The sequence below is a fragment of the Priestia sp. YIM B13486 genome (genome assembly GCF_042787865.1).
In the GTDB taxonomy this organism is placed as follows: Bacteria; Bacillota; Bacilli; order Bacillales; family Bacillaceae_H; genus Priestia; species Priestia megaterium.
Genome location: NZ_JBHZOZ010000004.1, coordinates 504,519 through 517,278, shown reverse-complemented (window position 1 = coordinate 517,278; position 12,760 = coordinate 504,519). Strand labels below are relative to the sequence as shown.

General features: G+C 38.8%; 9 protein-coding genes. 7 read left to right on the top strand and 2 right to left on the bottom strand.

Translation table 11 applies throughout. From position 1 onward, the window contains the following. Window positions 1-39: 39 nt before the first annotated feature. The 7 genes from ACFX4G_RS14540 (at window position 40) to ACFX4G_RS14510 (ending at window position 10,279) form a co-directional block, all read left to right on the top strand. Entirely contained in the window at window positions 40-888 is an 849-nt protein-coding gene (locus tag ACFX4G_RS14540; protein WP_016763013.1) for a phytoene/squalene synthase family protein, read from the top strand. 427 nt (window positions 889-1,315) lie between these two features. Beyond that, window positions 1,316-2,830, top strand: a complete 1,515-nt coding sequence (locus tag ACFX4G_RS14535) for an alpha-amylase family glycosyl hydrolase (RefSeq protein ID WP_377575405.1) — start codon at window positions 1,316-1,318, stop codon at window positions 2,828-2,830. A 66-nt stretch (window positions 2,831-2,896) separates the two neighbouring features. Next, window positions 2,897-3,931: a LacI family DNA-binding transcriptional regulator gene (locus ACFX4G_RS14530; protein ID WP_043980528.1), complete on the top strand. Its 1,035-nt coding sequence runs from the start codon at window positions 2,897-2,899 to the stop codon at window positions 3,929-3,931. 346 nt (window positions 3,932-4,277) lie between these two features. After that, window positions 4,278-5,825, top strand: a complete 1,548-nt coding sequence (gene pruA / locus ACFX4G_RS14525) for an L-glutamate gamma-semialdehyde dehydrogenase (RefSeq protein WP_377575402.1) — start codon at window positions 4,278-4,280, stop codon at window positions 5,823-5,825. A gap of 23 nt (window positions 5,826-5,848) precedes the next feature. After that, window positions 5,849-7,054 (top strand): ornithine--oxo-acid transaminase, encoded by a 1,206-nt coding sequence (locus tag ACFX4G_RS14520; protein WP_013055371.1) that lies wholly within the window; start codon window positions 5,849-5,851, stop codon window positions 7,052-7,054. 103 nt (window positions 7,055-7,157) lie between these two features. Continuing rightward, entirely contained in the window at window positions 7,158-8,837 is a 1,680-nt protein-coding gene (locus ACFX4G_RS14515) for a M20/M25/M40 family metallo-hydrolase (protein WP_377575399.1), read from the top strand. Window positions 8,838-8,860: 23 nt separating this feature from the next. Then, complete coding sequence (locus ACFX4G_RS14510; protein ID WP_013081723.1) at window positions 8,861-10,279, top strand: amino acid permease; 1,419 nt, start codon at window positions 8,861-8,863, stop codon at window positions 10,277-10,279. 27 nt (window positions 10,280-10,306) lie between these two features. Here the strand turns inward: ACFX4G_RS14510 and ACFX4G_RS14505 are convergent, their stop codons facing one another. Both ACFX4G_RS14505 and ACFX4G_RS14500 read right to left on the bottom strand, forming a co-directional pair. Then, window positions 10,307-11,719, bottom strand: a complete 1,413-nt coding sequence (locus ACFX4G_RS14505; RefSeq protein ID WP_097824338.1) for a sigma-54 interaction domain-containing protein — start codon at window positions 11,717-11,719, stop codon at window positions 10,307-10,309. Window positions 11,720-11,823: 104 nt separating this feature from the next. Then, complete coding sequence (locus ACFX4G_RS14500; RefSeq protein WP_016763019.1) at window positions 11,824-12,687, bottom strand: SDR family oxidoreductase; 864 nt, start codon at window positions 12,685-12,687, stop codon at window positions 11,824-11,826. Window positions 12,688-12,760: the final 73 nt, after the last annotated feature.

Here is a 12,760-nt window from a genome sequence, read left to right as displayed (position 1 = left end):
AAATGATGGTTTATCCTTTAATAGAGAAAGGGGTCCTATATGATGAACATTTCGTTAGACAAAGCGTACAATCAGTGTGAAGAAATTATTAAAGAAAACTCAAAAACGTTTTACAAAGCTTTTTCCATGCTGCCGTCAAAACAAAGAAAGGCAGTATGGGCAGTATATGCATTTTGCCGTCAAGTCGATGATATTGTAGATGAAGGATGCAACCCTGAAATAGAGTTGCAGCAATTCGAATCAGAATTTGCCCGATTTAAAAATGGAGAACTATTAAACGAAAGCGCCATGTGGGTAGCTCTGCGCAATGTATTTGAACAATATGAGATGAATGTTCAAGCGTTTGATGATATGATTACCGGCCAGAGAATGGATTTAGTAAAAAAAGAATACGATACGCTTGATGAAGTGAAAACATACTCTTATCATGTAGCGAGTACGGTAGGGTTAATGCTTTTACCGATTTTAGCTCCAACTACTCATAAAGAATTAGAAGAAGAAGCAGTTGCGTTAGGCATTGCGATGCAGCTGACCAACATTTTAAGAGACGTTGGGGAAGACTTAGAGCGAGGGCGCATTTATTTACCGAAAGACCTTATGAATTCTTACGGATATACGCGCATGCTATTAGAGAACCGGTGGGTCACTTCTGAATTTATAGAGATGTGGGAGCACCTGGCCAAAGAAGCGGAGATGTATTATATAAAAGGACTTCAGTCGATTCATAAATATCCGGTCGCTTCTCGTTTGCCTCTCACAGGAGCGGCGCATTTATACCGAGCGATTCTTGATAAAATTCGAAAAGAAAATTATGACGTATTTACAGAAAAGCACTTTGTCACAAGTCAAGTGAAAAAGAAAATTATGACATCTATTTCTACGGGGTAACGCAAAGGAATTACTTTTCCTTTGCGTTACTTTTTTTTGAAAAGATATGAAAGCGTTAACTATTATGTAAATAAGAAAAAAGTCTCAGCCAAGAAGAAATTGCTGGTTTAGATTTTGCTGAACATGGTTCATCCGCATACGAATTTCGTGAAAGTTTCGTAGCGACAGCAGATGGTAACCTTCATCCTGAATTTGGTGTTGGATTGATTGATCGATTAAATAAAGTTGGTAAAGTATCGGATAAACCTCATATCTCGAACGTAAATGAGACGGTATAGCAGCATATAGATGGAAAAAAGTGATTAAAAGTAAAAACTTTTAATCACTTTTTTTGTTTTTATCAACTTATTTAACAATAATGTAAGCGTTAACGTTATAATGGAAACAAAAGTGAGTTTGAAACAGTTCGTCTATAGGAGGGGAATAGATGAAATGGAAAAGGACAAGTATGCTGCTTATACTACTATTGCTTTTTGGAAGCAGTGCCTCAGCGCAAGATCATAAAGATATACGTGATGAGGTAATATACTCATTGATGATCAACCGTTTTTATAACGGAAGTGAACAGAATGATCGAAATGTTAACTATGAACGTTCAGATGCCTATTATGGAGGCGATTTACAGGGAATAGCACAAAAGTTAGACTATATTCAAGAGATGGGATTTACCGCTGTTTTATTAACTCCTTTTATGGAAAATGATGAGACAGGCTATCATGGATATGCGGTGACCAACCATTATAAAATAGACGATCATTTTGGAACGTTAAAAGACTTACAAAATCTTGTGAAGAAAGCACATGAGCGCAATATAAAAATTATGGTCGAATTTCCTTTGACAATCAGTAACAATCATCCCTGGGTAGCAGATAAAGAAAAACACACATGGATAAGTAATAAATCCGGTACAGATAACGAAGTAATTAAAGCATTGCCTCACCTTAATTTAAAAGAAAGCGCTGTGCAGAAATACCTTATTAAAAATGCTGCTTGGTGGGGCAAACAAGCAGATATTGACGGATATTACGTTAAAGATATCGATCAAGCCCCTTCTGCATTTATTTCATCCTTTTCTAAGACGCTAAAAAGCATGGATCCTTCTTTTCTATTAATAGGAGAAATAAACGGGGAACCATTTAAAAAAAATGAGCAGGCTGATTCGTTAGGAGTAGATTTGCTTGTAGATAGAACGCTAGCCGAAGCCACTGCTGCTACGTTTAGCGGTACTAATCGTCCGCAGAAAATGTTGTATGACAAGTGGGGAAAAGGAAGTAATCAGCCTTTAGCCAACTTTTTAGATGATGTTCATAGCACGCGTTTTACAGCACAAGCATTAAAGAGTGAAAATCATCCTGGAGCCCGAACAAAGCAAGGGCTTTCGTATCTTTATACTTCGCCGAGTGTACCAATCGTTTTTTATGGAACGGAAATTGCGCTGAATGGGGGAAAAGGAGCAGAAAATTATGGCATGATGAATTTTTTAGCTAATCCCGATATTATAGATCATTTAAAAAAACTGGCTGAACTTAGAGCAAAGTCGCCTTCTCTTCGAAAAGGAAGCTTTACCCTTGTGTCTGAGCAACAAGGTGTGGCTGTATACAAGAGAAGGTATAAGGACGAAACGACGTTTGTTGTGATTAATAATACAAAGGAAACTTCGGCCATTAATGTCCCGCTTAAAAAAGTTGGAAAAGAAAATGAACTAAGAGGGTTAATAACGGAAGGAATTATACGACCCGTTGACGATGTATACAACATTTCATTGGAGCCTGAGACCACAAATGTATATAAAGTAGTGAAAAAGTCAGGGGTTAATATTGGATATATCGCAGCGGTTGCTGCTGTTTATACGGGATTTGGCATCTTTTTGTATAAAGCATCTTCAAAAAGAAGAAAAGAAAAGAAAATTTCTCAATCTCGTAAAAAGGACAGCGCGTCGTAGTTGTCAAATTATATTGGATAAGTATTATAAGTATTAATGAAGAAAACATAATTAAGAGGTGGAATTATGGGTGTAACAATAAAAGATGTGGCAAATTTAGCAAATGTAGCCCCTTCGACGGTATCTCGCGTCATTGCAGACAGCTCAAGAATTAGTGAAAAAACAAAACAGCGCGTGCGATCGGCTATGAAAGAACTTGGTTATCACCCAAATATTATTGCGCGAAGTCTAGCAAATCAAACGACAGAGGCAGTCGGCCTAGTGATGCCGAGCTCAGCAGACAAGGTGTTTCAAAATCCGTTCTTTCCCGAAGTGCTAAGAGGAATCAGCACCGGAGCTCACGAAAACAAAAGAGCGATTTATATGTCCACTGGAGAAACGGAAGAAGAGATTTTTGCAGAAGTTGTTCAAATGGTACAGGGAAGACGAGTGGATGGATTAATTTTGCTGTACTCCAAAGTTGATGATCAAGTACTTTCTTATTTGCAAGAACAGAGCGTGCCGTTTGTAGTTATTGGAAAGCCGTTTAAACATAGTGAAAGCATCACGTTTGTTGATAATGATAATTTTAAAGCTGGAAAAGAAGCGACGGAATATTTAATTGAATCTGGACATGAGCGTATTGCTTTTATTGGCGGAAGTCTTGAATTAGTCGTTACCATTGACCGTTTAACAGGCTATGATAAAGCGATTCAAAAAGCAAACATTCCTTACCGGGACGAGTATGTAATTCATGAAGAATTTCTACAAAAGGGAGGAAAAGAAGCTGTTTGCGAACTTTTATCTCTAAAAGAACGTCCAACAGCTCTGGTAGTAGCAGACGATCTAATGGCATTAGGCGTTTTAAATACATTGGATGAAATGGGAATTTCGGTTCCTGAAGACATTTCGATTGTCAGTTTTAATAATGTTCTGATCGCCGAAATGGCTAGACCTGCTCTCACATCTATTGATATTAATATTTTTGAACTTGGTTATCAGGCTGTACGCTGCTTGATTAAGCAGATTGAAACGCCATATGCTGTTGCAGAACAAGTGCGCGTTCCCCACAAAATGATTGAAAGACAATCCTGTAAAACCATTCAAATGACGAAGAGATAACTTTATATACAAAGAGAAAAGAGGCTGAGACAAAAGTATTGTAGTTGAAGGAAGATCCGAACGAGTTTGATTCTTGATGGAGAATCAAACTTGTTCGGATTTTTTCGTTTTTAGATTGGATTGATTTTGGTATGTCTCAATATATTTTATGTGCCAAATATATTGGCGTTTAAAGTGCAAAAAAAATATACACGTGCCAATTATTTTTTCCTTTATCAAAAAGAAAGAATGATATAAGTGGTGAAAACCTTGATGACAAATAGGCTGTAAAGTTTTATTAAAAGTTGGCACGCTATTTGCATAACTATAAAGTAAACAAAGATTTGCATACTAGGAGGTATATATCATGGTAGTTTCTTATTCTCATGAACCATTTACAAATTTTAAGGACGAAAACAATAAAAAGGCATTTCAAGAAGCATTAACATATGTAAATACACAGCTTGGCAAAACGTACCCGCTTGTGATCGACGGTGAAAAAGTGGAAACTGAAGAGAAAATTACGTCTGTTAACCCAGCGAATATAAAAGAAGTGATTGGATATGTCTCTACAGTAAATAAAGACTTAGCAGAGCAAGCGATGCAGTCAGCTTTAAAAGCTTTTGAAACGTGGAAAAAATGGAAAGTAGAACATCGCGCGGATATTCTTTTCCGTGCAGCGGCCATCATCCGTCGCAGAAAGCATGAATTTTCTAGTTATCTTGTAAAAGAAGCAGGAAAGCCTTGGAACGAAGCAGATGCTGATACAGCAGAAGCAATTGATTTTTTAGAGTACTATGCACGTCAAGTCCTGACGTTAAAAGATGGTTCTCCAGTACAGAGTCGAGACGGTGAGTATAATCAGTACAATTATATTCCACTTGGCGTAGGTATTATTATTTCACCCTTTAACTTCCCGTTAGCTATCATGGCTGGAACAGCAGTAGCAGCTATCGTAACAGGCAACACGATTTTATTAAAGCCAGCTGATGCCACTCCTGTAGTAGCAGCGAAATTTGTAGAAGTAATGGAAGAAGCAGGTTTACCGAAAGGCGTATTAAACTTTATTCCTGGTGCTACACCTGAAATCGGTGACTACTTAGTTGAACATCCAAAAACACGTTTTGTTTCATTTACCGGCTCGCGCGCAGTAGGTTGCCGCATTTACGAAAGAGCAGCAAAAGTACAGCCGGGCCAAAAATGGCTAAAACGCGTTATTGCTGAAATGGGCGGAAAAGATACGGTGGTTGTAGACAAAGATGCGGATCTTGATTTAGCTGCTTCTTCAATTGTATACTCTGCATTTGGTTTTGCAGGGCAAAAGTGCTCCGCTGGTTCTCGTGCTGTTGTGCATCAAGATGTGTATGATGAAGTGCTTGAAAAAGCAGTTGCGCTAACAAAAACATTAACCGTTGGAAACCCGGAAGAAGTTTCAACTTATATGGGACCTGTTATTCATGAGGCGTCGTATAACAAAGTATTATCGTATATTGAAATTGGAAAAGAAGAAGGACGGCTTGTTGCGGGAGGAGAAGCAGACAATTCAACTGGATACTTTATTCAGCCAACTATTTTTGCGGATGTAGATGAAAAAGCTCGTCTCATGCAAGAAGAAATTTTTGGTCCGGTAGTAGCATTCTCTAAAGCGCGAGATTTTGATCATATGATGGAGATTGCAAACAATACAGAATATGCATTAACAGGCGCTTTATTATCAAACAACCGCGAGCATATTGAGCGCGCTCGTGAAGAGTTCCATGTTGGAAATCTGTATTTTAACAGAGGATGTACAGGAGCAATTGTGGGTTACCAGCCTTTTGGCGGATTTAATATGTCAGGAACGGATTCAAAAGCAGGCGGACCGGATTATCTTGTTCTTCACATACAAGCAAAAACAACATCTGAAACATTCTAATTAGAAAATAAGGAGGAGTAAATATGACAACTGAAACACAAAAAACGGTGAAAATCATTGAGCAAACAGAAAAATTTGGGGCACACAACTATCATCCGCTGCCGATTGTAATTGAAAAGGCAGAAGGCGTATGGGTACACGATCCAGAAAATAATAAATATATGGATATGCTAAGTGCTTATTCCGCTGTTAACCAAGGACATCGTCATCCAAAAATTATTGAAGCATTAAAACGTCAAGCTGATAAAGTAACGTTAACGTCACGAGCTTTTCATAATGATCAGCTTGGTCCATGGTATGAAAAGATTTGTAAATTAACAAATAAAAATATGGCTCTTCCAATGAATACGGGAGCAGAAGCGGTGGAAACAGCCATTAAAGCTGCACGCCGCTGGGCTTACGATGTGAAAGGCGTTGCTGAAAATCAAGCACAAATCATCGCATGTGTGGGCAACTTCCACGGTCGTACAATGACAGCTGTTTCCTTATCGTCTGAAGCAGAATATCAACGTGGTTTTGGACCGATGCTTCCAGGGCTTCAAACCATTCCTTATGGTGATTTAGAAGCGTTAAAAGCTGCTATTACACCAAATACAGCCGCATTTTTAATTGAGCCAATTCAAGGTGAAGCAGGTATCGTTTTACCTCCAGAAGGCTTCTTAAAAGCTGCAGCTGATTTATGTAAAGAACATAATGTGCTATTTATTGCTGATGAAATACAAGTTGGCTTAGCGCGTACAGGCAAAATGTTTGCTTGTGATTGGGAAGGCGTAGAACCAGATATGCTGATTTTAGGTAAAGCGCTTGGAGGAGGAGTTTTCCCTATTTCTTGCGTAGTCGCTAATGAAGACATTTTAAGTGTCTTTAACCCTGGCTCTCATGGTTCAACATTTGGAGGAAACCCGCTTGCTTGTGCCGTATCATTAGCTGCTTTGGAAGTAATTGAAGATGAAGAACTTCCAGCGCGTTCATTAGAATTAGGTTCTTATTTCAAGCAGAAGCTCCAAAGCTTAAGCAATCCAGTTATTAAAGAAGTGCGCGGCCGAGGTCTATTCATTGGGGTAGAATTACACGAAGAAGCTCGTCCTTATTGTGAAAAATTAAAAGACCAAGGTTTGCTTTGTAAAGAAACGCACAGTACGGTTATTCGTTTTGCTCCGCCGCTAACGATTTCAAAAGAAGAGTTAGACTGGGCAATTGAACGAATTGAAAAAGTATTTGCTGAGTAATCGGTTTAAAATAAATAAAAATAGTACGATATGTATATATCGTACTATTTTTATTCATATGCAGCTAAATAACGTTTTTATTTGATAGGCAGGAGGAATAGAAGTGTATATCCAACTCTCACAGCTAAGCATGGAAGAGCAAGTTGAATGTTTAACAAAAGCGTTAGTGAAAATCAAAAGTATCAATGGGACAAGCGGCGAAGTAAAGATTGCTGATTTCATTAAAAACACGCTTCAAAGTTTTCCTTATTTCAAAGAAAATCCCCTCCACGTTTGGGAACAGAAAATTAATGGCGATACGCTAGGTAGAAAAAATGTATTTGCTTTTATTCAAGGCAGCAAAAAAAATGCTCAAACAATGATTTATCACGCTCACTTAGATACGGTTGGCATTGAAGATTTTGGTCCATTAAAAGACATAGCATTAGATCCAGAAGAACTTCAGCGCTATTTCTCTACGCATAACATTAATGAAGATGTACAGCGAGATGCTCGCTCAGGTGAATGGATGTTTGGAAGAGGAGCCGTTGATATGCAAAGTGGAATTGCTGTACATTTAGCCAATGTGCTGCATTTTACTAAGCATCCAAATAAATTAGAAGGAAACGTCCTTTTTATGGTCAACCCAGATGAGGAAAGTCAGCATGCTGGAATTATTTCTGCCGTTTCTGAACTGAACCGTTTGAAAAAAGAAAAAAATCTTTCATATGTAGCAGCGATTAATACCGACTTTATTACACCTCTTTACGATGGAGATTCCACGCGCTATATTTATACAGGAGCCGCTGGGAAACTGCTTCCATGTTTTTATATTTACGGAAGGGAGGTACACGTAGGAGATACGCTTGCTGGTATAGATCCTAATTTGATTGCATCTGAGATTACAGGAAGCATCCATAACAATATTAATCTAGCTGAAAATATTGAAGGAGAGCTGGTACTGCCACCTTCCTGTCTGTATCAACGAGATAATAAAGAGGCTTATAATGTGCAAACTGCTGTAAGCAGTCATTTGTATTTTAACTATTTCATCTATGAACGAACGGCAAAAGAAGTGATGAGTCAATTAATTGGATTATCAATCGAAGCATGTGAAAAAGTGGAGAAAAAACTTTCTGATTATTACGAACTTTTTGTTTGGAGAACGAATTTACCAAAGCGAAACTTGTCTTGGAAAGTGGATGTTGTGAGTTTGGAAGATTACCTGGAAGAATTGGATCAAAAAGGGATAAATGCTCAGGCTTGTATTGAACGAGCTTTCGAACAGTATGGGCATTTAGAACTTAGAACAAGGTGCTTTAAAGTAATTGAAGAACTTCAAAAGTTAGATCCGCATCAAAGTCCGCGCGTAATTGTCTTTTTTGCACCGCCTTACTTGCCTCATAATCACTTGAAGAAAGACGAAAGCAGAGATCAGCAGCTTCTTTATCCCTTGCAAGCAGCTGTGGAGAAGGTTGGAAAACAGACGGGAGAGACGTTTCAGTTTAAAAATTTTTTTCCCTACTTAGCGGATGGCAGCTTTTTATCTCTTCATGAGACAGATGAGGAAATCGATGCTTTTACACGTAACTTTCCGGGGTGGGGGATTGTAGGGGCGATTCCTTTCCGTGAAATTCGAGAGTTAAATATTCCGTCCATCAATATAGGAGTATATGGGAAAGACGGACATAAGTGGACAGAGCGAGTGTATAAGCCTTATTCGTTCGGAGTTCTTCCTAAGTTGATTCAAGAAACAACTGTTCAGATGCTAAAAAGTAGGCATGCTTGTACAAACCACATATAAGAAAATGAAGAACGGAGGTACCGATGAATAGACATACAGAACAAAACCAATTACAGAGAACAATGAAAAGCAGACATTTATTTATGATTGCGTTAGGAGGCGTGATTGGAACAGGCCTATTTTTAGGTTCGGGTTTTACTATTAGCCAGGCAGGGCCGGGAGGAGCCATTCTTGCATATATAATAGGCGGCTTCCTCATGTACTTAGTTATGCTTTGTTTAGGAGAGCTAGCGGTAGCAATGCCGGTTTCAGGTTCCTTTCAAGAATACGCTACAAGGTTTTTAGGGCCTTCTACAGGCTTTATGATTGGATGGCTGTACTGGTTCAGCTGGGCAAATACGACGGGGCTTGAATTTACGTCAGCAGGAATTTTAATGCAGAGGTGGTTTCCTGATGTACCTATATGGTCATGGTGCTTGATCTTTGGCGTCATTACATTTTTAATTAACGCTCTTTCTGCTCGAAGTTATGCTGAAACTGAGTTTTGGTTTTCGAGTATTAAAGTTACGGCTATTATTCTATTTATTTTAATTGGAGGAGCTGCTGTTTTTGGTTTTATCGATTTCAAGGGAGGAGAACCCGCACCGTTTCTTTCACATTTCACCCAAGGCGCAGGTCTTTTTCCAAATGGAATACTGGCAGTTTTATTGACTTTAGTAACGGTTAACTTTTCGTTTCAAGGAACGGAGCTTGTCGGCATTGCAGCAGGAGAAAGTGAAAGTCCTGAGAAAACGTTGCCGAGATCTATTCGAAACGTCATTTGGAGAACGCTGTTTTTCTTTGTGTTAGCTATGTTTGTTTTAGTCTCTATTCTGCCATACAAAACAGCAGGTGTCATTGAAAGTCCGTTTGTTGCCGTATTAGATCAAATTGGCATTCCATACGCAGCGGATATCATGAACTTCGTCATTTTAACAGCTGTTCTATCAGTGGCGAACTCCGGCGTTTATGCTGCTTCTCGTATGCTTTGGTCACTGTCAAACAGCAATATGGGGCCAAAACCTTTGAAGAAATTATCTTCAAAAGGTGTTCCAATTAACGCATTAATTGTGACAATGATTATTTCAGGGTGCTCGTTGATTACAAGCGTCGTGGCTGCTGAAACCGTATATCTTTGGTTTATTTCGATTTCAGGAATGGTGACCATTATTGTTTGGATGTCCATTTGTGCCTCTCAATTTATGTTCCGCCGTCGTTTTTTAGCGGAAGGAGGAGACATAAAGGAATTGAAATTTAAAACGCCGCTTTATCCGTTCGTTCCTATTCTAGGTTTTTGTTTGTATGGACTTGTATTAATCAGCTTAATTTTTATTCCGGATCAACGAATTGGTCTTTACTGTGGTGTCCCTTTAATCATTGTACTCTACGTGTATTATCACGTAGGAATCAAGAAAAATATTGATCAAAAACAATCGGATTCACCGGTTTATAAAGCAAAATAAAAAAGAAGTGCACTGTGCACTTCTTTTTTATTTAGAGCGGATGTTTAATCGTTTCATACGATACTGCAAGCTTTGTCTAGTCAGCCCTAGTATCTTAGCACTTTTTGAGATGTTGTGGCTGTGTTGTTCAAGCGTTTGTTTAATACATTCTGCTTCGAACGCTAACAGCTGTTCCTTTAAAGGAAGAGAAGGGTGAAAAGCGCTTGGATAAGAAGGTGCCTCACTGCTTGCTTTATTTTCAAAATGTTCATGCTGCTTTAGCTGGAACTTCGTTCTGTATTGGAAAGGAAGGTGAGAATAGTGAATAACATCTTCGTCCATTACTAAGTTCATTGCACCTTCAATAATGTGTTCTAATTCCCGTACGTTCCCTGGCCAGTCATAAGAGAGAAAAGAAGACATAACTTGGTGATCTACGGTTTTTACATTCATCTGAAATAAATCATTGTATTTTTTGATGAAAAACTTTGTTAATTCAATAATATCTTCTTTTCGTTCACGAAGAGGAGGAATAAAAAGCGTCACGACGCCAAGTCGATAATATAAGTCTTTGCGTAATCGGTTTTCTGCAATTGCATCGATTGGATCTTCATTCATGTTCGCGATCACTCGAACGTTAACCGGTTTGTCCACTGTATCCCCAATTCTTCGTACGGTTTTTTCCTGCAGCACTCGAAGAAGCTTAGCCTGAAGATTTGGGTTTAACGAGTTGATTTCATCTAGCAGTAATGTGCCTCCTTGCGCTTGTTCGAAAAGGCCAGGATTATCCATTGCACCTGTAAAAGCTCCGCGCTTCGTACCGAACAAAAGGCTTTCAATTAAATTATCCGGTAGCGCAGCACAGTTTTGTGAAATAAAAGGAGCAGAAGAGCGGCTGCTGCCATTATGTATGCTTTGAGCAAACAGTTCTTTTCCCGTGCCTGTTTCTCCAATGATTAAGACATAAGAAGGAGTTCTAGTAGCGCGCTTGGCGTCTTCAATCACATCATGAACAGCTTGACTGTTTCCAATGATGCTATCAAACGTAAAGCGTGTGTTTCCTTTTTGCCTAATGTTTTGCCGGATTAGACGCTCTAGTTTCGTCACGTCCTGAGCAATTTCAACCGCTCCTTGAATGACCCCGTCTTTTAAAATAGGGAAGGTATTATTAATCGTCGTAATTTCTTGTCCTTGATTGTTGAAATACGTTTGCTTGACGTTAACCGTTTCTTTTCCTTTTTGCAGCGCCTGTACAAGCGTGCTTTGCTGATTTTCTTTGAACATAAACACATCTAACAAGTTTTTATGTAAAACGTCTTGTTCATCCATCAGCTCCATCTTTGTCATCTTTTCATTATAAATAATAGTTTTTCCTGTTTCATCGACCGCATGGATACCGGCATCGACTTTATTTAAAATGGTTTCGTATATATGTTTAAGAGTGCTTAATGTATCGGTCATTCAAATACTCTCCTTTAGCGGTGTTCATATCTCTATTTAAACAAAAATAGCTGAATTCTGATAGTGTTTCCACATAAAAATAAATGAATGACCGAAGAGAAATGTTATCCGTTTACAATAGATCCCCCATTAATGTGCAGAACTTGCCCGGACATATAAGAAGAATCAGAGCTTGCCAAGTATACATAGGCCGGTCCGAGCTCAGAAGGCTGTCCTGCCCGTTTCATAGGTGTATTAGACCCAAATGTCGCAACTTGCTGTTCGTCGAACGTAGACGGAATAAGAGGTGTCCAAATGGGTCCCGGAGCTACGCCGTTTACGCGAATGCCTTTTGTTGCGAGCGAAGCTGATAAAGAACGTGTAAAAGCAACGATAGCACCTTTGGTTGAAGAGTAATCAATCAGCTGATCATGCCCATGGTAAGCTGTCACAGACGTTGTATTAATGATAGCGCTTCCTTGTTTTAAATGAGGCAATGCAGCTTTGGTCAGATGAAAAATTGAAAAAATATTCGTTTGAAACGTACGAGTAAGCTGTTCAGTCGTAATATCCGTAATACTTTTTTGAGGATGCTGTTCAGCTGCATTATTGACTAAGATGTCTATTTTTCCGAAAGTCTGAATCGCCTTTGAGACGACTTCTTGACAAAAATGCTCATCTCCTATATCGCCAGCAAGCAATAAACAAGAAGCTTCCATTCGTTCAACTTGTTTTTTGGTTTCATTTGCATCATCGTGTTCATTAAGGTAGGTTATGACAACATTTGCGCCTTCTTTAGCGTAATGATAAGCGACAGAACGTCCGATACCGCTGTCTCCTCCGGTGATAACAGCTACTTTGTTCTGTAATTTTCCGCTTGCCTTATAGTCTGGAGCGATAGAGGTAGGGATTGGATGCATATCTTTCTCAATACCTGGCTGAGTTTGCTGATGCTGAGGAGGGAAGTTTTGTTTTTGATTTTGATTCATTGGTATACACTCCTTAATTAATATGAGTATGTAAGCGTATACTAGTATTTGTTAAGAAAGTGTATCTATGCAT

Excerpts from the sequence above, each read along its gene's own strand:
- ACFX4G_RS14535 (WP_377575405.1), top strand. The coding sequence starts at position 1,316 with ATGAAATGGAAAAGGACAAGTATGCTGCTTATACTACTATTGCTTTTT.
- pruA (WP_377575402.1), top strand. The coding sequence starts at position 4,278 with ATGGTAGTTTCTTATTCTCATGAACCATTTACAAATTTTAAGGACGAA.
- ACFX4G_RS14500 (WP_016763019.1), bottom strand. The coding sequence starts at position 12,687 with ATGAATCAAAATCAAAAACAAAACTTCCCTCCTCAGCATCAGCAAACT.
- ACFX4G_RS14540 (WP_016763013.1), top strand. The coding sequence starts at position 40 with ATGATGAACATTTCGTTAGACAAAGCGTACAATCAGTGTGAAGAAATT.
- ACFX4G_RS14510 (WP_013081723.1), top strand. The coding sequence starts at position 8,861 with ATGAATAGACATACAGAACAAAACCAATTACAGAGAACAATGAAAAGC.
- ACFX4G_RS14505 (WP_097824338.1), bottom strand. The coding sequence starts at position 11,719 with ATGACCGATACATTAAGCACTCTTAAACATATATACGAAACCATTTTA.
- ACFX4G_RS14520 (WP_013055371.1), top strand. The coding sequence starts at position 5,849 with ATGACAACTGAAACACAAAAAACGGTGAAAATCATTGAGCAAACAGAA.
- ACFX4G_RS14530 (WP_043980528.1), top strand. The coding sequence starts at position 2,897 with ATGGGTGTAACAATAAAAGATGTGGCAAATTTAGCAAATGTAGCCCCT.